The 25,140-nt window shown below is 47.4% G+C and carries 14 protein-coding genes, 6 tRNA genes, 3 rRNA genes and 1 pseudogene; all 24 read right to left on the bottom strand.

Annotated elements, in window-relative coordinates:
- Positions 1-11 precede the first annotated feature (11 nt).
- The 24 genes and pseudogenes from rplC to B6A14_RS02030 all read right to left on the bottom strand — a co-directional run bounded on the left by rplC (position 12) and on the right by B6A14_RS02030 (position 24,849).
- Entirely contained in the window at positions 12-668 is a 657-nt protein-coding gene (gene rplC, locus B6A14_RS02145) for a 50S ribosomal protein L3 (protein WP_087908909.1), read from the bottom strand.
- A gap of 197 nt (positions 669-865) precedes the next feature.
- The gene (gene rpsJ, locus B6A14_RS02140; protein ID WP_011901899.1) at positions 866-1,177 is read right to left on the bottom strand and encodes a 30S ribosomal protein S10; all 312 of its coding nucleotides are present in this window, start codon (positions 1,175-1,177) and stop codon (positions 866-868) included.
- 117 nt (positions 1,178-1,294) lie between these two features.
- On the bottom strand, positions 1,295-2,485 hold the full coding sequence (gene tuf / locus B6A14_RS02135; RefSeq protein WP_087908789.1) for an elongation factor Tu: 1,191 nt from the start codon (positions 2,483-2,485) through the stop codon (positions 1,295-1,297).
- A 49-nt stretch (positions 2,486-2,534) separates the two neighbouring features.
- Complete coding sequence (fusA, locus tag B6A14_RS02130; RefSeq protein WP_087908797.1) at positions 2,535-4,637, bottom strand: elongation factor G; 2,103 nt, start codon at positions 4,635-4,637, stop codon at positions 2,535-2,537.
- Between the two features lie 27 nt (positions 4,638-4,664).
- Positions 4,665-5,135, bottom strand: a complete 471-nt coding sequence (rpsG, locus tag B6A14_RS02125) for a 30S ribosomal protein S7 (RefSeq protein WP_068320103.1) — start codon at positions 5,133-5,135, stop codon at positions 4,665-4,667.
- A 160-nt stretch (positions 5,136-5,295) separates the two neighbouring features.
- Positions 5,296-5,676: a 30S ribosomal protein S12 gene (rpsL, locus tag B6A14_RS02120; protein WP_068947691.1), complete on the bottom strand. Its 381-nt coding sequence runs from the start codon at positions 5,674-5,676 to the stop codon at positions 5,296-5,298.
- Positions 5,677-5,852: 176 nt separating this feature from the next.
- A complete protein-coding gene (rpoC, locus tag B6A14_RS02115) occupies positions 5,853-10,115 on the bottom strand; it encodes a DNA-directed RNA polymerase subunit beta' (RefSeq protein WP_087908796.1) in 4,263 nt (1,420 codons plus the stop codon).
- A gap of 1 nt (position 10,116) precedes the next feature.
- Positions 10,117-14,217 (bottom strand): DNA-directed RNA polymerase subunit beta, encoded by a 4,101-nt coding sequence (gene rpoB, locus B6A14_RS02110; RefSeq protein ID WP_087908795.1) that lies wholly within the window; start codon positions 14,215-14,217, stop codon positions 10,117-10,119.
- A gap of 227 nt (positions 14,218-14,444) precedes the next feature.
- On the bottom strand, positions 14,445-14,822 hold the full coding sequence (rplL, locus tag B6A14_RS02105) for a 50S ribosomal protein L7/L12 (RefSeq protein ID WP_087908794.1): 378 nt from the start codon (positions 14,820-14,822) through the stop codon (positions 14,445-14,447).
- A 135-nt stretch (positions 14,823-14,957) separates the two neighbouring features.
- Positions 14,958-15,506 (bottom strand): annotated as a pseudogene (gene rplJ, locus B6A14_RS02100) (50S ribosomal protein L10); the annotation flags it as partial.
- Between the two features lie 236 nt (positions 15,507-15,742).
- Positions 15,743-16,444, bottom strand: a complete 702-nt coding sequence (rplA, locus tag B6A14_RS02095; RefSeq protein WP_087908792.1) for a 50S ribosomal protein L1 — start codon at positions 16,442-16,444, stop codon at positions 15,743-15,745.
- A 2-nt stretch (positions 16,445-16,446) separates the two neighbouring features.
- Complete coding sequence (gene rplK, locus B6A14_RS02090; protein ID WP_011901890.1) at positions 16,447-16,878, bottom strand: 50S ribosomal protein L11; 432 nt, start codon at positions 16,876-16,878, stop codon at positions 16,447-16,449.
- Positions 16,879-17,025: 147 nt separating this feature from the next.
- Positions 17,026-17,598, bottom strand: coding sequence for a transcription termination/antitermination protein NusG (gene nusG / locus B6A14_RS02085; protein WP_087908791.1), 573 nt, complete (start codon positions 17,596-17,598; stop codon positions 17,026-17,028).
- Positions 17,599-17,605: 7 nt separating this feature from the next.
- Complete coding sequence (gene secE / locus B6A14_RS02080) at positions 17,606-17,983, bottom strand: preprotein translocase subunit SecE (protein ID WP_087908790.1); 378 nt, start codon at positions 17,981-17,983, stop codon at positions 17,606-17,608.
- Between the two features lie 20 nt (positions 17,984-18,003).
- Positions 18,004-18,079, bottom strand: a tRNA-Trp gene (locus B6A14_RS02075).
- Positions 18,080-18,094: 15 nt separating this feature from the next.
- Positions 18,095-19,285: an elongation factor Tu gene (tuf, locus tag B6A14_RS02070; protein WP_087908789.1), complete on the bottom strand. Its 1,191-nt coding sequence runs from the start codon at positions 19,283-19,285 to the stop codon at positions 18,095-18,097.
- Between the two features lie 64 nt (positions 19,286-19,349).
- Positions 19,350-19,424, bottom strand: a tRNA-Thr gene (locus B6A14_RS02065).
- 20 nt (positions 19,425-19,444) lie between these two features.
- Positions 19,445-19,518, bottom strand: a tRNA-Gly gene (locus tag B6A14_RS02060).
- A 5-nt stretch (positions 19,519-19,523) separates the two neighbouring features.
- Positions 19,524-19,608, bottom strand: a tRNA-Tyr gene (locus tag B6A14_RS02055).
- Positions 19,609-19,713: 105 nt separating this feature from the next.
- A 5S ribosomal RNA gene (gene rrf, locus B6A14_RS02050) occupies positions 19,714-19,827 on the bottom strand.
- A 105-nt stretch (positions 19,828-19,932) separates the two neighbouring features.
- Positions 19,933-22,806, bottom strand: a 23S ribosomal RNA gene (locus tag B6A14_RS02045).
- Positions 22,807-23,074: 268 nt separating this feature from the next.
- Positions 23,075-23,150: transfer RNA gene (locus tag B6A14_RS02040), tRNA-Ala, on the bottom strand.
- Between the two features lie 30 nt (positions 23,151-23,180).
- Positions 23,181-23,257: transfer RNA gene (locus B6A14_RS02035), tRNA-Ile, on the bottom strand.
- A 59-nt stretch (positions 23,258-23,316) separates the two neighbouring features.
- A 16S ribosomal RNA gene (locus B6A14_RS02030) occupies positions 23,317-24,849 on the bottom strand.
- The 16S, 23S and 5S rRNA genes sit together here with 5 tRNA genes alongside, the layout of an rRNA operon.
- Positions 24,850-25,140: the final 291 nt, after the last annotated feature.

The following is a 25,140-nucleotide window of genomic DNA, read 5'->3' as shown; positions in this document are numbered from 1 at the left end:
ATTCGCTCTCCTTATTTCTTCTTCAACGGTGTCTTCACCGCTGGAGTAACAATAACTTTACCGCCTGGGGCACCTGGAATGGCGCCTTTAACCATGATGAGATTACGTTCTGCATCAATGCGTGCGATGACTAAATTTTGTACGGTACGTGTAACGTCACCAAGGTGGCCAGTCATACGCTTACCTGGGAAAACACGACCTGGATCTTGTGCCATACCGATGGAGCCTGGTACGTTATGCGAACGTGAGTTACCGTGGGATGCGCGGCCAGAAGCGAAGTGATAACGCTTGATGGTACCTGCGTAGCCTTTACCGATAGAAACACCTTGCACGTCCACTTTTTGACCAGCAGTAAATGCAGCTTCAGCAGGAATTACTTGTCCTGGTGTCATTTCTGCGATTTTTGCTGCATCTAATTGGAATTCGTTGAGACCGTTACCAGCCATCACTCCTGCTTTAGCGAAGTGACCAGCCATTGCTTTGGTAACGCGAGTAGCTCTACGTGTGCCATGTGCCAACTGGATAGCATCATAGCCATCAGTTGCCTGGGTCTTGATTTGAGCGACTCTGTTGTCACTCACGTCAATTACGGTTACAGGGATAGAGTCCCCTTCGTCCGTAAATAGACGGGTCATGCCGACCTTGCGGCCGATTAAGCCTAAGCTCATATTCATGCTCCACGCCGACTTCGATTGGTCGGCAAAATTAATTTAAGTGATTTACAAGTAAAAGTACTTCTAAATCAATAACTTACAACGTTTCTAATGCTGATAAAGCCTAAAATTCCACCCAAATAATTGAGCGAAGCCTTAGATTCTATCCCGAAAGTCCAGTCTTGGCAATAGCAAAGACTGGAAAAACTACATTACTGCAGCTTAATTTCGACGTCCACACCTGCTGGGAGGTCTAATTTCATCAAAGCATCTACAGTTTTCTCAGTAGGATCAACAATATCCATCAAACGCAGATGGGTACGGATCTCTAATTGATCACGAGATGTCTTGTTCACGTGTGGTGAACGCAAGATATCAAAGCGCTCAATACGGGTTGGCAAAGGTACTGGACCCTTAACAACCGCACCAGTACGCTTAGCTGTATCAACGATTTCAGCTGCAGACTGGTCAATCAAACGGTAATCAAATGCTTTAAGGCGAATACGAATTTTTTGGTTTTGCATATTAATTCCAAAGAGCGGTGTGGTGCTGCCACGTTATACATCTAAAGAGCACGGTGACATCAGCAGCACTGATGTCACCGGTTAGCAAACCGCTAAATATTATTTACTTCTACTTCCTTAAGCCAAAATCTTTGCAACCACGCCGGCGCCAACAGTACGGCCACCTTCACGGATCGCAAAACGTAAACCTTCTTCCATCGCGATTGGCGCGATGAGTTTTACGGTAATCGTGACGTTATCACCAGGCATTACCATTTCTTTGTCTTTTGGCAACTCAATAGAACCTGTTACGTCCGTTGTACGGAAGTAAAACTGGGGACGATAGTTGTTAAAGAATGGAGTATGACGACCACCTTCATCTTTACCCAAGATGTAAACCTCGGCTGTAAAGTGCGTATGTGGGGTGATTGAGCCTGGCTTAGCCAATACTTGGCCGCGCTCAACTTCTTCACGTTTTGTACCGCGTAACAAGATACCAACGTTATCGCCTGCTTGACCTTGGTCGAGCAATTTGCGGAACATTTCAACACCAGTACAAGTAGTTTTCAATGTTGGTTTGATACCGATAATTTCGATCTCTTCACCAACCTTAACGATACCGCGCTCGATACGGCCTGTTACAACAGTACCGCGACCAGAGATGGAGAACACATCTTCTACTGGCATCAAGAACGCACCATCAATGGCACGCTCTGGAGTTGGGATGTAAGTATCTAAAGCTTCAGCCAATTTCATGATGGCTTCTTTACCCAATGGGCCTTCGTCGCCTTCAAGAGCTAACTTAGCAGAACCTTGGATGATAGGTGTGTCATCGCCTGGGAAGTCATATTTAGACAGAAGTTCACGCACTTCCATTTCAACTAACTCGAGCAATTCAGCATCATCAACCATGTCGCACTTGTTCAAGAAAACGACGATGTAAGGAACGCCAACTTGGCGTGCCAAGAGGATGTGCTCACGAGTTTGTGGCATTGGGCCGTCAGCTGCAGAGCAAACCAAAATAGCGCCGTCCATCTGAGCAGCACCAGTAATCATGTTCTTAACGTAGTCAGCATGTCCTGGGCAATCCACGTGAGCATAGTGACGATTGGCTGTCTCATACTCAACGTGCGCTGTATTAATCGTAATACCGCGGGCTTTTTCTTCTGGAGCAGCATCGATCTGATCGTATGCTTTTGCTTCGCCACCGAATGCTTTTGAGAGCACGGTTGCAATTGCTGCTGTCAGTGTGGTTTTACCGTGGTCAACGTGACCGATGGTGCCTACGTTTACGTGCGGTTTTGTCCGCTCGAATTTTTCTTTTGCCATTTTTGTCTGCCTTCTTAGCTAGTCAATATTCAAAATTAATGTGGATAAATTACTTCGCTTTAGCAGCCATAACTGCTTCAGCAACGTTCTTAGGTGCTTCGGAATAATGCTTAAATTCCATGGTGTAGGTAGCGCGACCTTGGGTCAACGAGCGCAAGCCAGTTGAATAACCAAACATCTCTGCCAATGGCACTTCAGCGCGAACGATCTTGCCGCCCCCTGGAATGTCATCCATACCTTGCAAAATACCGCGACGTGATGAGAGGTCACCCATTACGTTACCCATGAAATCTTCTGGTGTTTCTACTTCAACAGCCATCATTGGTTCAAGCAACACTGGTGATGCTTTACGCATACCGTCTTTGAACGCCATTGAGCCCGCCATCTTAAATGCGTTCTCGTTAGAGTCAACATCATGGTATGAACCGAAGAACAATGTTGCTTTGATATCTACAACTGGATAGCCAGCCAAAATACCGGAATTCAATGTTTCGATAATTCCTTTTTCTACTGCAGGAATGTATTCGCGTGGAACTACACCGCCCTTAATAGCGTCAACGAATTCAAAACCTTTACCTGGGGCTTGTGGCTCAAGCTTGAGAACCACGTGACCATACTGACCACGACCACCAGACTGCTTAACAAACTTACCTTCGATTTCTTCGCAAACTTTACGAATCGTTTCACGATAAGCAACTTGTGGCTTACCAACAGTTGCTTCTACGCTGAACTCGCGCTTCATACGGTCAACCAAAATTTCCAAGTGGAGCTCACCCATTCCAGAAATAATGGTTTGGCCTGATTCTTCATCAGTCTTCACACGGAAAGAAGGATCTTCTTGTGCCAAGCGATTCAAAGCAAGACCCATTTTTTCTTGGTCAGCTTTTGTCTTTGGCTCAACAGCTTGTGAAATCACTGGCTCTGGGAATACCATGCGCTCCAAAATCACGATGCTGTCTGGATCACACAAAGTTTCGCCAGTTGTTGCATCTTTAAGACCAACAGCTGCAGCAATATCACCTGCATAAACTTCTTTAATTTCTTCACGTTGGTTTGCATGCATCTGCAATAAACGACCAACACGCTCTTTCTTACCCTTAATTGGGTTATAGATGGTGTCGCCAGACTTCATTACGCCTGAGTAAACGCGGAAGAAGATGAGCTGACCAACAAATGGGTCAGTCATGATCTTGAATGCCAATGCAGAAAACTTCGCACTGTCAGATGCTTCACGAGTAGCAGGTGAACCGTCTTCCAATTCGCATGGAACTGGTGGCACGTCTAATGGGGAAGGCAGCAACTCAACTACTGCATCCAACATCGCCTGAACGCCTTTGTTTTTGAAAGCGGTTCCGCACAACATTGGAACGATTTCATTAGCAATAGTACGTTGACGCAATGCGCCTTTAATTTCTTCTTCGGTCAAGCCCTCGCCGCCGAGATACTTTTCCATTAACTCTTCTGAACTCTCTGCAGCAGCTTCGAGCATCTTCTCGCGCCACTCTTCAGCAGAAGCTTGCAATTCAGCAGGAATGTCTTCGTAGGTGAACTTAGTGCCTTGTGAAGCCTCATCCCAGTAGATGGCCTTCATCTTCACCAAGTCAACAACGCCTTTGAAGTTTTCTTCTGCGCCAATTGGAATCTGGATCAAGATTGGGTTTGCCTTGAGACGAGTCTTCATTTGGTCATAGACCTTGAAGAAATTCGCACCAGTGCGGTCCATCTTATTCACAAAAGCCAAACGGGGAACTTGATACTTGTTAGCTTGACGCCAAACTGTTTCTGACTGTGGCTGTACTCCACCTACCGCACAGTAAACCATGCAAGCGCCATCCAAAACGCGCATTGAGCGCTCAACTTCAATCGTGAAGTCTACGTGTCCTGGGGTATCAATAATGTTGATACGGTGCTCAGGCATTGTTCCTGCCATACCCTTCCAGAACGTGGTAGTAGCAGCAGAAGTAATCGTGATACCACGCTCTTGCTCTTGCTCCATCCAGTCCATGGTAGCCGCGCCATCATGCACTTCACCGATTTTGTGATTAACACCGGTGTAGAACAAAACGCGTTCTGTAGTAGTTGTCTTGCCTGCGTCAATATGCGCAGAAATACCAATATTGCGGTATTTATCGATGGGGGTTTTACGTGCCACTGTTGGTGCCTTTTCTTAACTATTGGATTAGAAGCGGAAATGTGAGAAAGCTTTATTAGCTTCTGCCATACGGTGAACTTCTTCACGCTTCTTCATTGCGCCGCCACGACCTTCAGCAGCTTCTAATAATTCGTTGGCTAAACGTTGAGCCATCGATTTTTCGCCGCGCTTCTTAGCGGCTTCGCGCAACCAGCGCATTGCCAAAGCGGAACGACGTGATGGACGAACTTCAACTGGAACTTGATAGTTGGCACCACCAACACGACGGCTCTTAACTTCAACCATTGGCTTAACGTTGCCCATGGCTGTTGAAAAAATTTCGAGTGGTTCTTTATTTGCTTTTTTCTCGATGTGATCAAAGGCACCGTAAACGATACGCTCTGCAACCGATTTCTTGCCGTCCAACATCAGGACGTTCATGAATTTAGCTACTTCTACATTACCGAATTTTGGATCCGGCAAAATTTCCCGTTTGGGAACTTCACGACGACGTGGCATAACTACTCCTTCAGTTCAGTTAGGGGTGGCTCACATGAATCACCCGCTCCAGTTGCCCTACTATTTAGAAAAACTTCTAAACGGAACAACCACTTACTTGTCTTTTGAGTCTGACAAACAACGACTTACTACAAAAAAACTACAGCTTAACTCTTAAAAATTAAGCAGCTTTCTTAGCGCGCTTAGCACCGTACTTAGAACGGGCTTGCTTACGATCTTTAACGCCTTGTAGGTCCAAAGAACCGCGAACGATGTGATAACGCACACCTGGCAAGTCCTTTACACGACCACCGCGGATCAACACGACTGAGTGCTCCTGGAGGTTATGGCCTTCACCACCAATGTATGAAATCACTTCAAAACCATTGGTTAAGCGAACTTTAGCTACTTTACGAAGCGCAGAGTTAGGCTTTTTAGGAGTGGTTGTGTACACGCGTGTACACACACCACGGCGCTGCGGGCTGTTTTGCAACGCAGGGCTCTTGCTTTTAACGGTAAGCCTTGTTCTTGGCTTGCGTAATAATTGATTAATTGTTGGCATAAAATAGCTCGGTTAGTACTTCTTTGTTGCTTTCTTCAAGAAAATCAATGACTTAGAGAATTTCTAGGTCAAAAAGACCCTCTTCTGAATCAGTAGAACTCAGCATTCTAGCTTGGCCAGCCTTTTCCGTCAACCTCGAAGGAAAAAACTGGCCATTTCTGGCCAGAATTACCAAATTAGCTTGGATCAGCCTCCCCAGTAGGAGTAACGACTTCAGCCTCAATTTCTACAGGCATATTGGCCATTGCTTCCTCTTCGGCGGCAATCATTTGAGCGCGATCACGCTCGAATTGCTCCCTGACCTTACGTGCGCGGCGATAAGACAAGCCGGTACCAGCAGGGATCAAGCGACCAATAATGACGTTTTCCTTGAGGCCACGGAGTGTATCGGTCTTGCCCATAATTGCGGCTTCGGTCAATACACGGGTGGTTTCTTGGAAAGAAGCCGCTGAAATAAAGCTGTCGGTCGACAAGGATGCCTTAGTAATACCTAGCAATACGTTGTCGAACTGAGCTGGGTGCTTACCTTGGGCAATCACAGCATCGTTAGCGTCATACAACTTAGAACGCTCAACTTGTTCACCAGTGATGAATGATGTATCGCCTGGATCAGTTACCTGAACACGACGCAACATCTGACGCACGATGACTTCAATGTGCTTGTCATTAATCTTCACACCCTGGAGACGATATACGTCCTGAACTTCGTCAACGATGTAGATAGCCAACTCTTCGATACCTTTAAGAGTCAAGATGTCATGTGGATCTGCAGGGCCTTCCACAATCATCTCGCCCTTGTTCACAACTTGACCGTCATGAACGAGAACTTGCTTCTCTTTCGGAATCAAGAATTCATTAGCTTCGCCGTCCATATCGGTGATAACCAAACGCTGTTTACCTTTGGTTTCTTTACCGAAGGAAACTGTTCCAGTAACTTTCGCCAATACTGCTGCATCTTTTGGTGAACGTGCTTCGAACAATTCTGCAACGCGTGGCAAACCACCGGTAATGTCGCGGGTCTTCTGTGATTCAATTGGAATACGCGCCAATACTTCACCAACTTCAACTTTCTGGCCATCTTTAACAGTAATCAAGGCGCCCACTTGGAGGCCAATGTTTACTGGATGATCAGTACCGGCGATCATGACTTCATTACCCTTTTCATCAACCAAGTTGATCATTGGGCGAACGCCTTTGCTTGCTGCAGAACGACGCTTGCCGTCAATAACTACCAAAGTAGAAAGACCGGTAACTTCGTCAACCTGCTTAGCAACAGTTACACCTTCTTCAACGTTGTCGAAACGGGCAACACCTGCGTACTCAGAAATAATCGGGCGTGTTAATGGATCCCAGGTCGCCAAGCTTGCGCCGGCCTTGACTGCTGCATCTTCTTTTAACAAGAGAGTTGCGCCGTAAGGCACTTTATGACGCTCGCGCTCGCGACCATTCTCGTCAACGATCAAGGCTTCGCCAGAACGTGAAATCACGATCTGCTCACCCTTCGCGTTCTTCACAACACGCATCGTGCCGGAGAACTTCAAGGCACCGTTAGACTTGGCTTCAATATTGCTTGCAACCAAAGCACGTGACGCTGCACCACCGATGTGGAAGGTACGCATAGTCAACTGTGTGCCTGGCTCACCGATCGACTGAGCAGCGATAACGCCTACTGCCTCGCCAACGTTTACCAAACCACCGCGACCTAGATCACGTCCGTAGCACTTAGCGCACAAGCCGAAGCGAGTTAAGCAAGACAATACTGTGCGAACTTTAACTTCGTCAATACCCAATGCCACGATTTGATCAACATGATCTTCATCGAGCAAGGTGTCATTCGGAACGATGACTTCTTGTGTGTCAGGATGAACGATGTCACCGATGCATACACGACCCAAAATACGATCACGCAATGCTTCGATAATTTCGCCGCCTTCAACAAGCGCTTTCATTGTTACGCCAGAAGTTGCGCCGCAATCTTCTTCAATCACCACGAGGTCCTGAGTAACGTCGCACAAACGACGTGTCAAGTAACCAGAGTTTGCTGTCTTCAGGGCGGTATCAGCCAGACCCTTACGAGCACCGTGGGTTGAGATGAAGTACTGCAATACGTTCAAACCTTCACGGAAGTTGGCAGTAATTGGGGTTTCAATGATGGAGCCATCTGGCTTAGCCATCAAACCACGCATACCAGCCAACTGACGAATCTGCGCTGCAGATCCACGTGCACCAGAATCCGCCATCATGTAAATGGAGTTAAAGGATTCTTGACGAACAGTCTTACCGTTGCGGTCGAGTACGTCAACGTGTGACAACTCATCCATCATCGCCTTACCAACTTGGTCACCAGCAGCACCCCAAATATCAACCACGTTGTTATAACGCTCTTGATTGGTTACAAGACCTGACATGAACTGCTTGTCATACTCTTTAACCTTGGCAGAAGCCTCGGTGATAATGCGCTCTTTAGAAGTTGGGATCAACATATCGTCAATCGCAACAGAGATACCAGCATTGGTTGCCAAACGGAAACCAGACTGCAAGAGACGGTCAGCAAAAATCACTGTTTCACGCAAACCGCACTTACGGAATGAAGTGTTGATCAAGCGTGAGATTTCTTTTTTCTTCAAAGGCTTGTTGATTTCCTCGAAAGACATGCCCTTAGGCAAAATTTCAGACAAGATTGCACGGCCAACTGATGTTTGATAGATCTTGGTCTTCTGGACAAAACGCGCATCACCTTCTGCCTTCTTATCCACGATCTCATACTCAGTAATACGCACAGCAACACGAGAAGCCAATTCAACTTGACCTGCTTCGTATGCACGCACTACTTCAGTAATGTTAGCGAAAACCATGCCCTCGCCCTTACCGTTGATCTTGTCGCGTGTAGCGTAGTACAGACCCAACACCACGTCCTGTGAAGGAACGATTGATGGCTCGCCGTTAGCTGGGAACAATACGTTGTTCGAAGCCAACATCAAGGTACGTGCTTCCATTTGCGCTTCGAGCGACAAAGGAACGTGAACCGCCATTTGGTCACCGTCAAAGTCCGCGTTAAATGCCGCGCAGACTAATGGGTGCAATTGGATTGCTTTACCTTCAATCAGCATTGGCTCGAAAGCCTGGATACCGAGACGGTGCAATGTAGGCGCACGGTTTAGCATGATTGGGTGTTCACGAATCACTTCTTCGAGAATGTCCCAAACGATTGGAGTCTGGCTTTCAACTTCTTTCTTCGCAGCCTTAATAGTGGTTGCAATTCCCAAAGTCTCAAGCTTATTGAAAATAAATGGCTTGAACAATTCCAAAGCCATCAGTTTTGGTAAGCCACACTGATGCAATTTCAATGTCGGACCAACCACGATGACTGAACGACCAGAGTAGTCAACACGTTTACCCAACAAGTTTTGACGGAAACGACCGCTCTTACCTTTGATCATCTCAGCCAAGGACTTGAGAGGACGCTTGTTAGCGCCAGTCATAGCCTTACCACGACGACCGTTGTCGAGTAATGAGTCAACCGCTTCTTGCAACATCCGTTTTTCGTTACGAACGATGATCTCTGGTGCGCGCAACTCTAACAAACGCTTCAAGCGGTTATTACGGTTGATCACACGACGATAGAGGTCGTTCAAATCGGAGGTAGCAAAGCGACCGCCATCCAATGGCACCAATGGGCGCAATTCAGGTGGCAATACTGGTAATACTTCCATGATCATCCAGTCAGGCTTGATACCTGAAGTCTGGAACGCCTCGAGCACTTTTAAGCGCTTAGCGTATTTCTTGATCTTGGCATCGCTACCAGTTGCTTTTAAGTCTGCACGAATAGTTTCTACTTCACGATCGATATCAATCGAACGCAAGAGATCACGAATGCCTTCTGCGCCCATGATGGCGGTGAATGCACCGTCACCATACTCTTCGGTCTTCGCAATGTATTCATCTTCAGACATGATCTGACCGCGCTTCATTGCGCCTTCAGGAGTCATGCCGGGATCAACCACTACATATGCTTCAAAGTAGAGAACGCGCTCGATATCACGCAATGTCATATCGAGAACCATGCCCAAACGGGATGGTAGGGACTTCAAGAACCAAATGTGCGCTACAGGGGCTGCCAACTCAATGTGACCCATGCGCTCACGACGCACCTTAGCGAGAGTAACTTCAACACCGCACTTCTCGCAGATTACGCCACGGAACTTTAAGCGTTTGTACTTACCGCATAAGCACTCGTAGTCTTTGGTTGGTCCAAAAATTTTGGCGCAGAACAAACCATCACGCTCGGGCTTAAAAGTCCGATAGTTGATGGTTTCTGGTTTGCGTACTTCGCCAAAAGACCATGAGCGAATTTTCTCAGGAGATGCGAGACCAATTTTGATGACATCAAACTGTTCTTCGCCCTGCGTTTGCTTAAATAAATCGAGCAATGCTTTCATATCAGTTGCGCTCCATGTCAATGTCAATACCCAACGAACGGATTTCTTTTACCAGCACGTTGAAGGATTCGGGCATGCCAGCATCAATCGTGTGCTCGCCCTTGACGATGTTTTCGTAAACCTTGGTACGGCCTGCGACGTCATCGGACTTCACTGTCAGCATTTCCTGCAAGACATATGAAGCACCGTATGCTTCGAGGGCCCAAACTTCCATCTCACCAAAGCGCTGACCACCAAACTGGGCTTTACCACCCAATGGCTGTTGCGTTACTAATGAGTAAGGTCCGGTTGAACGTGCATGCATCTTGTCGTCGACCAAATGGTGGAGTTTCAAGACATGCATTACACCAACAGTTACTGGACGCTCAAATTGATCGCCAGTACGGCCGTCGCACAAAATCATTTGCTGACGTGAAGGAGTCATCTTCAAAGATGTCGCAACATCTTGTGGATAAGCCAACTCGAGCATGCGTCCGATTTCTGCTTCAGTGGCGCCGTCAAACACTGGTGTTGCAAATGGCAAGCCTTGGCGAAGATTCTCAGCCAAAACAGTAATTTGCTCATCAGTGAAATTGTCGATATCTTCGATACGACCGGTTTCGTTATAAAGCTGCTTGAAGAACTTACGTAATTCAGTTTGCTTAGCGTGTTCGCGAACCATCTCGTCGATACGCTTACCAATACCTTGGGCAGCCCAACCTAAGTGGGTTTCCAAGATCTGGCCAACGTTCATACGGGAAGGAACACCCAATGGGTTCAAAACGATGTCTACAGGGCGTCCGTCAGCCATAAATGGCATGTCTTCTGCAGGGGCGATTTTAGAAACCACGCCCTTGTTACCGTGACGACCAGCCATCTTGTCACCAGGCTGTAAGCGACGCTTAACAGCCAAGTACACCTTCACCATCTTCGTTACGCCAGGCTGTAAATCATCGCCCTGGGTAAGCTTGGTACGCTTCTCTTCAAAAGCCTCATCAAACTGCTTACGCTTCGCTTCAATAGAAGATTTAATTGCCTCAACTTGAGAAGCAACATCATCATCTGATGGACGAATATCAAACCAATGGTATTTATCCAAATCAGCAAGGTAATCCTTGTCGATCTTGGTGCCTTTAGCTAATTTCTTAGGGCCGCCGTTAGCAACTTTGCCAACCAACAGTTTTTCTAAACGCATGAAGGCATCGCCCTCAACAATGCGCAACTGGTCGTTTAAGTCCAAACGATAGCGTTGTAATTCTTCTTGAATGATGGACTGTGCACGGGCATCGCGCTCAATACCTTCACGGGTGAAGACTTGAACATCAATAACGGTACCAATCATTCCTGAAGGAACGCGCAAAGAAGTATCTTTAACGTCAGAGGCTTTTTCACCGAAAATCGCACGGAGGAGCTTCTCTTCAGGAGTGAGAGTAGTCTCGCCCTTTGGAGTTACCTTACCAACCAATACGTCGCCAGCTTCAACTTCAGCACCAATGTAAACGATACCGCTCTCATCCAAGCGGGAGAGTTGTGACTCTGCCAAATTGGAAATATCGCGAGTAATTTCTTCTGAGCCAAGCTTGGTATCACGTGCAACAACCGACAACTCTTCAATATGAATAGAGGTGTAACGGTCATCAGCAACAACTTTTTCAGAGATCAAGATTGAATCTTCGAAGTTGTAACCGTTCCATGGCATAAACGCCACAGTCATGTTTTGACCCAAGGCCAATTCGCCCAAATCGGTAGATGCGCCGTCAGCAACTACGTCGCCGCGCGCTACACGATCGCCAACCTTCACGATTGGTCGTTGATTGATATTGGTATTTTGGTTTGAACGGGTGTACTTGATGAGGTTATAAATATCCACACCAACTTCACCGGCTGCAGTTTCATCATCGTTTACACGAATAACAACACGGTTTGCATCAACGTAATCCACGATACCGCCGCGATTAGCTAATACAACAGTGCCAGAGTCAACTGCAACAATGCGCTCTAAACCTGTACCAACCAATGGCTTATCTGGACGCAAGCAAGGAACTGCTTGACGCTGCATGTTCGCACCCATCAAGGCGCGGTTCGCATCATCGTGCTCTAAGAATGGAACGAGTGAAGCAGCAGCAGAAACGATCTGGCTAGGAGCAACGTCGATGAAATCGATGCGCTCTGGGCTAACCATCATAGTCTCACCAGCTTGACGAGCAGAAACTAATTCGTCAGCCAATTTACCGTTTTTGTCGATCGTTGCATTCGCCTGAGCAATCACATACTTGGCTTCTTCAATCGCAGAGAGGTAAACCACTTCATCGCTTACCTTGCTATTAGAAACCTTGCGATATGGAGTCTCGAGGAATCCATGCTCATTCAAACGTGCAAATAGCGCGAGTGAGTTGATCAAACCAATGTTTGGTCCTTCTGGAGTTTCGATTGGGCAAACACGTCCATAGTGGGTTGGATGCACGTCGCGTACTTCGAAGCCTGCGCGCTCGCGGGTCAAACCACCAGGTCCCAATGCAGAAATACGACGCTTGTGCGTAATCTCTGAAAGTGGGTTGGTTTGGTCCATAAACTGGGACAACTGTGAGGAACCGAAGAACTCACGAATAGCAGAAGAGATTGGCTTGCTGTTAATCAAGTCATGCGGCATGAGGTTTTCTGTTTCGGCTTGACCGAGACGTTCTTTAACCGCACGCTCAACACGTGACAAACCAGCACGGAATTGGTTTTCAGCCAATTCGCCAACGCAACGTACACGACGATTACCTAAGTGATCGATATCGTCTACTTCGCCTTTGCCGTTACGTAAATCTACGAGAGACTTAATGGTGTCGAGAATATCTTCATTCGACAGAACCATTGGACCTTCCATTTCTGGGCGGTTCAAACGGCTATTGACCTTCATACGGCCAACACGAGATAAATCGTAAGTATCTTCGCTATAGAACAAGCGCTGGAACAAGGCTTCAACAGCATCTTCTGTTGGAGGCTCACCAGGACGCATCATGCGGTAGATAGCGATACGTGCTGCTGTTTGATCAGCAGTTTCATCAGTACGCAATGTCTGAGAAATGTATGCGCCAGAATCTAAATCATTGGTGTAGATGGTTTCCAACTGCTTGATTCCAGCATCGCGCAATGTAGCCAATAACTCTTCGGTGATTTCATCATTAGCGTAAGCCAAGATTTCACCAGAATCTGGATCAACAATATTGCGTGCAACCACACGACCAACCAAATAGTCATCTGGCACAGCGATCGTTTTTGTCTTAGCAGCTTCGAGTTCACGAATATGCTTTGCATTGATACGCTTGTCTTTTTGAATGACTACTACACCATTCTTATCGAGCACATCAAAGTTGGCCAATTGGCCGCGCAAACGCTCTGGAACAAATTCCATTGAGGCGCCATTAGCGGTCAACGCAAAATGATCAAAATTGAAGAAATTCGCAAGAATCTGCTCGTTATTTAGACCAATTGCTTTGAGCAAAATGGTGACAGGCATCTTACGACGACGGTCAACACGGAAATACAGAATATCTTTTGGATCAAACTCGAAATCGAGCCATGAGCCACGGTAAGGAATGATACGTGCTGAGAACAGCAACTTACCTGAGCTATGTGTCTTACCCTTATCGTGTTCAAAGAACACGCCTGGGGAACGGTGCAACTGAGAAACGATCACGCGCTCAGTACCGTTGATTACAAAAGAGCCGTTTTCTGTCATGAGTGGAATTTCACCCATGTAGACTTCGCTCTCTTTTACTTCTTTAACCTTGGTCGGCGCTTCGCGATCATAAATAATCAAGCGAACTTTTGCGCGTAAGGCAGAGTGGTATGTGTAACCACGTTGTTGACATTCTTTAACGTCAAATGGTGGCTGCGATAACTGGTAAGACACGTATTCCATACGTGCATAGCCGTTGTTAGACACAATTGGGAATGCTGATGTAAAGGCAGCTTGAAGTCCCTCAGTAAGACGAGACATTGCTGGCTTTTCAGCCTGTAAAAATTTAGCGTAGGATTCCAGCTGCGTTGCGATCAGGTACGGAACCTGATGGTTATTTACTCGCTTAGCAAAGCTTTTACGGACTCGCTTGCGTTCGGTGAAGCTATAGTTCATTTCATCTCCGAATTCAGCGACTGTACAAAGATTTGGCGATTGGCCACTACCAATCACTGGCGGACAACACTAAATCGTATAGATCTAGTGTCCGACCAAACTTGCATTCTGCAGTCGTATCAGAAGGCAAACCCGATTTCAATCAGAAATGAAATCGGGTTTGACCACTAATGGTCAAACCCAACGTAGCTAACGCCCCTTTTTGAGAAGCGCTAGCAAAGTTTGTATTACTTGAGTTCTGCTTTAGCGCCAGCTTCTTCAAGCTTCTTCTTGGCTTCTTCAGCAGTTTTCTTGTCAACAGCTTCTTTGATTGGCTTCGGTGCACCGTCAACCAAGTCCTTAGCTTCTTTCAAGCCAAGACCAGTAATTTCGCGAACTGCCTTAATTACTGAAACCTTGTTTGCGCCAGCTTCGAGCAAGTTAACAGTGAATTCTGTCTGCTCTTCAGCAGCAGCACCGCCGCCGCCTGCACCAGCAGGACCAGCAACAGCCATCGCTGCAGCTGAAACGCCAAACTTCTCTTCGAACGCTTTAACCAAGTCGTTCAAATCCATAACAGACATGCTACCTACTGCATCAATGATTTCTTCTTTAGTAATCGCCATTTTTAGCTCCTAATACTTAAATAGTTAATCTGTCGCTTATTCAGCGGCAGGGGTTTCGTTTGCTTCTGTTCCAGCTTCTGGGGCTGCGGCTGCAGGCTCAGCAGCTGCTTCTGGAGCGGCGGCTTCAGCAACGACTGCTGCTGGTGCTGCTGCTTCAACTGCAGGTGCTGCCACTTCGGCTACAGGAGCAGGTGCTCCAGCTGCCTTTTGTGCTGCTACTGCGCCCAATACGCGAGCCATCGCTGATACCGGTGCCAACATCACACCTAGTAACTGTGATAACAACTCGTCGCGGCTTGGAATTGTTGCAAGGGCTTTTACGCCTGCAACGTCTAACAACTTGCCGTTGTATAAGCCAGCAGTAATGACTAACTTGTCTTGAGTCTTAGCAAAGGCCTGCAATACTTTTGCCGAAGCAATCGGATCAGCAGAAATGCCATAAATCAAGGGGCCAACCATCGAATCAGCAAGAGGCTCAAACTGTGTGCCTTGTGCAGCACGGCGTGCCAATGTGTTCTTCAAAACGCGAAGATATACACCTTGGTCACGTGCGCTAGCACGTAGCTTTGTCAACTGCTCTACTGGAATACCACGGTATTCAGCGAGCACGACAGTTTGGGCTCCAGCCAATTGAGCGCCGACATCAGCAACAATCGCTTTTTTGTCTTGTACATTCAAAGGCACGGTTTAACTCCATAAAAACCAACTGTTTCCAGTTGGGGTTACACACCAGCGTCTGATCATTTGTTCACAAAGACTCTTGTGAAAATCTTTTCAGGGTCGCCATCTGCGCTGGCTATTACTTTCGTAACGATTAAGAATTAACTCTTTACAAGCAACTAATTCACCAACGGTCTTTGATGTTCGACTCCCACTCAAAGAGCAAGAGTCGACCCAAAGTTCTTTTTGTTGCAAGCTACTTATTGAGCTGCCTGTAACGATGCTTGGTCTACACGAACGCCTGCACCCATGGTGCTGCTTACGGCAACCTTCTTTAAATAAATTCCCTTAGATGCAGGTGGCTTTGCTTTATTCAAAGCCTCGAGCAATGCGAGCAAGTTTGACTTCAATGCAGTTGGCTCGAATGAACGACGACCAATGCTTGCATGCACGATACCGGCTTTGTCCACACGGAATTGCACTTGACCAGCTTTTGCATTCTTCACTGCAGTAGCAACGTCAGGAGTCACAGTTCCGACTTTTGGATTCGGCATCAAACCACGTGGGCCTAATACTTGACCTAAAGTACCCACAATTTTCATTGTGTCCGGGGATGCGATCAAAATATCAAAATCAATTTTGCCGCCTTTAATTTGTTCAGCAAGATCTTCCATGCCAACGATTTCTGCACCAGCAGCTTTGGCTTGCTCAGCCTTCTCGCCTTGTGCAAAAACAGCAACACGAACATGCTTACCTGTACCAGCTGGGAGCACTACTGCGCCACGCACAACTTGGTCAGATTTCTTAGCATCAATACCCAACTGAACAGCAACGTCAATAGACTCATCAAACTTAGCAGTTGCACACTCTTTAACGAGGTTCAATGCATCGTCCAATGAATAGAATTTATTGCGATCAACCTTAGATTGAATTGCTTTTACGCGTTTAGATAACTTAGTCATGATTAGAGACCCTCCACAGTGATGCCCATGGAACGGGCGCTACCAGCGATTGTTCTAACAGCTGCGTCCATATCGGCTGCTGTCAAATCTGGCATTTTTGCTTTAGCAATTTCTTCTGCTTGAGCACGTGTAATTTTTCCTACCTTATCGGTATGGGGACGTGGTGATCCTTTTTCGATCTTTGCAGCCTTCTTAATCATGATGGTTGCTGGAGGAGTCTTCATGATGAATGTGAAGCTCTTATCAGCAAACGCTGTAATCACGACTGGAATTGGCAGGCCAGGTTCCATGCTCTGAGTTTGAGCATTAAATGCCTTACAGAATTCCATAATGTTAAGACCGCGCTGACCCAATGCTGGACCTACGGGTGGTGATGGATTTGCTTTACCTGCAGGGATCTGCAGCTTGATAAAGCCAATAATCTTCTTTGCCATGTGTGCTCCTTAAAGCGCGCCCAACCTCATTAGGAAAGACCGCCGTTGAGTAAACGCTTCGCTAGTTTTTGGCTTTCTAGCTCCGCTCCTCGGTTATTGCTAACCCCTTAAACTACTGCACTGCAAAACAGGACTAAGTCCTTGTTTTTACATCTTTTCTACCTGACCGAACTCCAGCTCAACTGGGGTACCGCGGCCAAATATTGTAACAGAAACGCGTAATCTTGACTTCTCATAGTTCACTTCCTCAACGTTTCCGTTGAAGTCTGTAAAGGGACCTTCTTTAACGCGGACCATTTCACCAACCTCAAATAGAGTCTTAGGCTTAGGTTTATCAACCCCAGCCTGCATTTGATCCATGATTTTGGTAACTTCTGCTGTAGAAATCGGGCTTGGACGGTTGCGAACACCGCCTACGAAACCGGTCACTTTTGGGGTATTTTTCACCAAATGCCAGCTCTCATCGGTCATTTCCATCTCAATCAGGACATATCCCGGGAAGAAACGACGCTCAGTTACTGATTTTGTGCCGGATTTAATCTCCACAACCTCTTCGGAAGGGACCAAAATACGGCCAAATTTCTCGGGCATGCCAGAACGTGCAATACGCTCTTCAAGGCCTTTTTTGACGCTCTTTTCCATGCCGGAATAGGCGTGAATAACGTACCAGCGCATATTGCCAGTAGCTTGTGGATTTGCGGCTACTTCAGAATCAATCATTTTTTACTCACTTCCAGCCTAAAAAGACTGAAAAAACTAGCCATTCAATCAATTTGTCTGCAATCCATAAAAACAAGGACATGATCACAACAAAGCCAAATACGACTAGAGTCATTTGGGTAGTCTCTTTACGAGTCGGCCAAACAACCTTTTTTACTTCATACCAAGAATCTTTCGCATAGGCGATAAAGCGACGCCCATCCGGTGAAATGGCCACAATCAAAACTGCAGCAGCAATGCCTCCAAACAAAACACCCAAGCGCACCCATAAAGATTGATCGATGAGCGTGTAGTAAAGAACTAACGCAGCAACGACGATTAAAGCAGCGAGTCCTGAGACCCAGCCGCTCTTTTCTTCAGATTGACTTACAGTTTGTTGAGACATATTGCTTTCAGTTCAAATCGTGGCAGGGGCGGAGGGCATCGAACCCCCAACCTTTGGTTTTGGAGACCAACGCTCTGCCAATTGAGCTACACCCCTTTATTAAAAAACTACTTAAGCCAAAATCTTTGCAACCACGCCGGCGCCAACAGTACGGCCACCTTCACGGATCGCAAAACGTAAACCTTCTTCCATCGCGATTGGCGCGATGAGTTTTACGGTAATCGTGACGTTATCACCAGGCATTACCATTTCTTTGTCTTTTGGCAACTCAATAGAACCTGTTACGTCCGTTGTACGGAAGTAAAACTGGGGACGATAGTTGTTAAAGAATGGAGTATGACGACCACCTTCATCTTTACCCAAGATATAAACCTCGGCTGTAAAGTGCGTATGTGGGGTGATTGAACCTGGCTTAGCCAATACTTGGCCGCGCTCAACTTCTTCACGTTTTGTACCGCGTAACAAGATACCAACGTTATCGCCTGCTTGACCTTGGTCGAGCAATTTGCGGAACATTTCAACACCAGTACAAGTAGTTTTCAATGTTGGTTTGATACCGATAATTTCGATCTCTTCACCAACCTTAACGATACCGCGCTCGATACGGCCTGTTACAACAGTACCGCGACCAGAGATGGAGAACACATCTTCTACTGGCATCAAGAACGCACCATCAATGGCACGCTCTGGAGTTGGGATGTAAGTATCTAAAGCTTCAGCCAATTTCATGATGGCTTCTTTACCCAATGGGCCTTCGTCGCCTTCAAGAGCTAACTTAGCAGAACCTTGGATGATAGGTGTGTCATCGCCTGGGAAGTCATATTTAGACAGAAGTTCACGCACTTCCATTTCAACTAACTCGAGCAATTCAGCATCATCAACCATGTCGCACTTGTTCAAGAAAACGACGATGTAAGGAACGCCAACTTGGCGTGCCAAGAGGATGTGCTCACGAGTTTGTGGCATTGGGCCGTCAGCTGCAGAGCAAACCAAAATAGCGCCGTCCATCTGAGCAGCACCAGTAATCATGTTCTTAACGTAGTCAGCATGTCCTGGGCAATCCACGTGAGCATAGTGACGATTGGCTGTCTCATACTCAACGTGCGCTGTATTAATCGTAATACCGCGGGCTTTTTCTTCTGGAGCAGCATCGATCTGATCGTATGCTTTTGCTTCGCCACCGAATGCTTTTGAGAGCACGGTTGCAATTGCTGCTGTCAGTGTGGTTTTACCGTGGTCAACGTGACCGATGGTGCCTACGTTTACGTGCGGTTTTGTCCGCTCGAATTTTTCTTTTGCCATTTTTATCTGCCTTTAGTTAACTCTTAAACCAAACACGAAATACACAATTAATAAAACGAAACCTTGGTGCCCATGGGCAGGATCGAACTGCCGACCTCTCCCTTACCAAGGGAGTGCTCTACCACTGAGCCACATGGGCCAATCTTTTGCTACAAATTCTGGAGCGGGATAAGAGAATCGAACTCTTGACCGAAGATTGGAAATCTGCTGTTTTACCATTAAACTAATCCCGCACATCTGGTGGAGGGGGTAGGATTCGAACCTACGTAGGCGTAGCCAACAGATTTACAGTCTGCCTCCTTTAGCCGCTCGGACACCCCTCCGCGAACCCAATATTCTGACTCCAAACGGAGTTTCTGTCAATCTCTCTAAGCGCTTTGCACAAGTAAAAACGCCCAGACCTAAAAGGGTCTGGGCGTCGCATTGGTGCCCGGCAGTTACCTACTTTCACACGGGTAATCCGCACTATCATCGGCGTAGAATCGTTTCACTGTCCTGTTCGGGATGGGAAGGAGTGGTTCCAATTCGCTATGGTCACCGGGCGTAGAGGGTCGAGTTGCTGATAAATCAACAACTCTATTTGAGTAAGCATGTAATAAGGATGCAGATTAAATCTGGCAAACATCCAACACAATAGTGCTGGTTATAGGATCAAGCCTAACGGGCAATTAGTATCGGTTAGCTTAATGCATTACTGCACTTCCACACCCGACCTATCAACGTTGTGGTCTTCAACGACCCTTTATGTAGGTTAAACCTACGGGAGATCTCATCTTCAGGCAAGTTTCCCGCTTAGATGCTTTCAGCGGTTATCTCTTCCATTCATAGCTACCCTGCGATGCTTCTGGCGAAACAACAGGTACACCAGCGGAATGTCCACTCCGGTCCTCTCGTACTAGGAGCAGCCCCCGTCAAATCTCCAACGCCCATGGCAGATAGGGACCAAACTGTCTCACGACGTTTTAAACCCAGCTCACGTACCTCTTTAAATGGCGAACAGCCATACCCTTGGGACCGGCTACAGCCCCAGGATGAGATGAGCCGACATCGAGGTGCCAAACACCGCCGTCGATATGAACTCTTGGGCGGTATCAGCCTGTTATCCCCAGAGTACCTTTTATCCGTTGAGCGATGGCCCTTCCATACAGAACCACCGGATCACTATGACCTGCTTTCGCACCTGCTCGACTTGTCGGTCTCGCAGTTAAGCACGCTTTTGCCATTGCACTTTAGGTACGATGTCCGACCGTACCAAGCGTACCTTCGTACTCCTCCGTTACACTTTGGGAGGAGACCGCCCCAGTCAAACTGCCTACCATGCACTGTTCCCGACCCGGATAACGGGCCAAGGTTAGAACCTCAAATAAATCAGGGTGGTATTTCAAGGTTGGCTCCAACAGAACTAGCATCCTGTTATCAACGCCTCCCACCTATCCTACACAGACCGATTCAAAGTCCAATGCAAAGCTACAGTAAAGGTTCATGGGGTCTTTCCGTCTAGCCACGGGTAGATTGCATCATCACAAACATTTCAACTTCGCTGAGTCTCAGGAGGAGACAGTGTGGCCATCGTTACGCCATTCGTGCAGGTCGGAACTTACCCGACAAGGAATTTCGCTACCTTAGGACCGTTATAGTTACGGCCGCCGTTTACTGGGACTTCAATCAAGAGCTTGCACCCCATCATTTAATCTTCCAGCACCGGGCAGGCGTCACACCCTATACGTCCACTTTCGTGTTTGCAGAGTGCTGTGTTTTTATTAAACAGTCGCAGCCACCTTTTTATTGCAACCCTTTCGTCCTCCCGTTGTTCACGGTCAAACTACAAGGGCGCACCTTATCCCGAAGTTACGGTGCAAATTTGCCGAGTTCCTTCTCCTGAGTTCTCTCAAGCGCCTTAGAATACTCATCTCGCCCACCTGTGTCGGTTTGCGGTACGGTCTTGTTAGACTGAAGCTTAGAGGCTTTTCTTGGAACCACTTCCAATTGCTTCGCGAATAAATTCGCTCGTCTCACGCCCTTGAATTACGCTACCGGATTTACCTAATAGCCATCTCCAACGCAAGAACCGGGACATCCAACACCCGGACAACTTTCCGCGATCCGTCCCCCCATCGCATCTAACAATGGTCAAGGAATATTAACCTTGTTCCCATCAGCTACGCATCTCTGCCTCGCCTTAGGGGCCGACTCACCCTGTTCCGATGAACGTTGAACAGGAAACCTTGGGCTTACGGCGAGGGGGCTTTTCACCCCCTTTATCGCTACTCATGTCAGCATTCGCACTTCTGATACCTCCAGCATCCTTTACAAGACACCTTCACAGGCTTACAGAACGCTCTCCTACCATCACATTGCTGTGATCCGCAGCTTCGGTTATATGCTTAGCCCCGTTACATCTTCCGCGCAGGACGACTCGATCAGTGAGCTATTACGCTTTCTTTAAAGGATGGCTGCTTCTAAGCCAACCTCCTGACTGTTTTAGCCTTCCCACTTCGTTTCCCACTTAGCATATATTAGGGACCTTAGCTGGCGGTCTGGGTTGTTTCCCTCTTGACACCGGACGTTAGCACCCGATGTCTGTCTCCCGTGCTTGCACTTGTAGGTATTCGGAGTTTGCTATGGCGCAGTAATCCGCAATGGACCCCACTACCATGACAGTGCTCTACCCCCTACAGTGATACACGAGGCACTACCTAAATAGTTTTCGGAGAGAACCAGCTATTTCCAGTTTTGTTTAGCCTTTCACCCCTATCCACAGCTCATCCCCTAACTTTTCAACGTTAGTGGGTTCGGTCCTCCAGTACGTGTTACCGCACCTTCAACCTGGCCATGGATAGATCAACTGGTTTCGGGTCTACACCCAGCAACTAGCGCCCTATTCGGACTCGCTTTCGCTACGCCTTCCCTATTCGGTTAAGCTTGCTACTGAATGTAAGTCGCTGACCCATTATACAAAAGGTACGCAGTCACCCCTTACGAGGCTCCTACTGTTTGTATGCACACAATTTCAGGATCTATTTCACTCCCCTCCCGGGGTTCTTTTCGCCTTTCCCTCACGGTACTTGTTCACTATCGGTCGATTACGAGTATTTAGCCTTGGAGGATGGTCCCCCCATATTCAGACAGGATTTCTCGTGTCCCGCCCTACTTGTCTCTAGCCTAGTACCACTCAATAATTTTCACATACGGGACTATCACCCTTTATTGTTGGACTTTCCATTCCATTCTGTTAATTACTGAGCTATCACTAGAAGGCTCTTCCCATTTCGCTCGCCACTACTTTGGGAATCTCGGTTGATGTCTTTTCCTCTTGCTACTTAGATGTTTCAGTTCACAAGGTTCGCTTCTCATACCCTATGTATTCAGGTATGGATACCACAAAAGTGGTGGGTTTCCCCATTCAGAAATCCCCGGATCAAAGCTTATTTACCAGCTCCCCGGGGCTTATCGCAGGTTATAACGTCTTTCGTCGCCTGTAATCGCCAAGGCATCCATCATGTGCACTTATTCACTTGATCCTATAACGAGCACCATTGCTAGTAACCGTTACAGGTTTTACTTCTACTTCTGACATGTTTGCCGTAATCCAAACTGTAAGTACTTTGTTAAGAACTTGGTAAAACTCGTTTGTATTACTGATTGATGATTCAATCTTTACCCTTATTACATTGTCAAATGTCCTCTCAAAGAAACATTTGACACTTTGCTTACTCAAATTTTTAAAGAACAGCCATAAATGGCAAAACTAAACGATTAAATGTTCGCTTAGTTTTGACATTTAGATGTTGGTGGAGGATGACGGGATCGAACCGACGACCCCCTGCTTGCAAAGCAGGTGCTCTCCCAGCTGAGCTAATCCCCCAACGTCCACTAAGTCCATATCAACGCTGATTGGTGGGTCTGGTAGGACTTGAACCTACGACCCCTGCGTTATCAACACAGTGCTCTAACCAGCTGAGCTACAGACCCGTGGCTTTTATTGTCAACCGATAAGTGTGGGCACTATAGCTCCAGCATCTTTTCTCTAGAAAGGAGGTGATCCAGCCGCACCTTCCGATACGGCTACCTTGTTACGACTTTACCCCAGTCATGAACCCTGCCGTGGCAGTCGCCCTCCTTGCGGTTAGGCTAACGGCTTCTGGCAAAACCCACTCCCATGGTATGACGGGCGGTGTGTACAAGACCCGGGAACGTATTCACCGCGACATTCTGATCCGCGATTACTAGCGATTCCAGCTTCACGTAGTCGAGTTGCAGACTACGATCCGGACTACGATGCATTTTCTGAGATTAGCTCCCCCTCGCGGGTTGGCAACCCTCTGTATGCACCATTGTATGACGTGTGAAGCCCTACCCATAAGGGCCATGAGGACTTGACGTCATCCCCACCTTCCTCCGGTTTGTCACCGGCAGTCTCTTTAGAGTGCTCTTGCGTAGCAACTAAAGACAAGGGTTGCGCTCGTTGCGGGACTTAACCCAACATCTCACGACACGAGCTGACGACAGCCATGCAGCACCTGTGTTCACTTTCTCTTACGAGCACCTAATGTATCTCTACTTCGTTAGTGACATGTCAAGGGTAGGTAAGGTTTTTCGCGTTGCATCGAATTAATCCACATCATCCACCGCTTGTGCGGGTCCCCGTCAATTCCTTTGAGTTTTAATCTTGCGACCGTACTCCCCAGGCGGCTGACTTCACGCGTTAGCTACGTTACTCAGGATGTAAATCCCGAACAACTAGTCAGCATCGTTTAGGGCGTGGACTACCAGGGTATCTAATCCTGTTTGCTCCCCACGCTTTCGTGCATGAGCGTCAGTGTTATCCCAGGGGGCTGCCTTCGCCATTGGTATTCCTCCACATATCTACGCATTTCACTGCTACACGTGGAATTCTACCCCCCTCTGACACACTCTAGCTATACAGTCACAGGCGCCATTCCCAGGTTAAGCCCGGGGATTTCACGCCTGTCTTGTATAACCGCCTGCGCACGCTTTACGCCCAGTAATTCCGATTAACGCTCGCACCCTACGTATTACCGCGGCTGCTGGCACGTAGTTAGCCGGTGCTTATTCTTCAGGTACCGTCATTCCCGGACTGTGTTAGAGCCGGTGTTTCTTCCCTGACAAAAGAGCTTTACAACCCGAAGGCCTTCTTCACTCACGCGGCATTGCTGGATCAGGGTTGCCCCCATTGTCCAAAATTCCCCACTGCTGCCTCCCGTAGGAGTCTGGGCCGTGTCTCAGTCCCAGTGTGGCTGATCGTCCTCTCAGACCAGCTACTGATCGTCGCCTTGGTGGGCTTTTACCCCACCAACAAGCTAATCAGGCATCGGCCGCTCTAATCGCGCGAGGTCTTTCGATCCCCCGCTTTCCCCCTCAGGGCGTATGCGGTATTAGCACAGCTTTCGCTGCGTTATCCCCCACGATAAGGTACGTTCCGATGTATTACTCACCCGTTCGCCACTCGCCACCAGGTGCAAGCACCCGTGCTGCCGTTCGACTTGCATGTGTAAGGCATGCCGCCAGCGTTCAATCTGAGCCAGGATCAAACTCTTCAGTTCAATTCCTGTGATCCTTGCGGATCGTCGCACTCATTCAAGAAATTGACTTGGTAATAAAACCAAATCTTTTTACTGTCTATGAGCACTATTTGTTTACATCTGTCCCGAAGGACTGGATGCTTTCGCCTAGTACCCACATTTATCGGTTGACTAATTTTTAAAGAGGGCTGAATCGTTTTTCAAAAACATTCAGCGAAGAAGCGAGACTATGACATACCCGAATAGGGTTGTCAACACCTTTCGCAGTCTTTTTCCTAAAAAAGGGCTCTTTTTTTCCTACTTTAAAAATAA

It is taken from the genome of Polynucleobacter hirudinilacicola, from assembly GCF_002192535.1.
Taxonomy (GTDB): domain Bacteria; phylum Pseudomonadota; class Gammaproteobacteria; order Burkholderiales; family Burkholderiaceae; genus Polynucleobacter; species Polynucleobacter hirudinilacicola.
The sequence above is the reverse complement of the archived record's forward strand: the minus strand, read 5'-3'. Positions and strand labels throughout refer to the sequence as shown.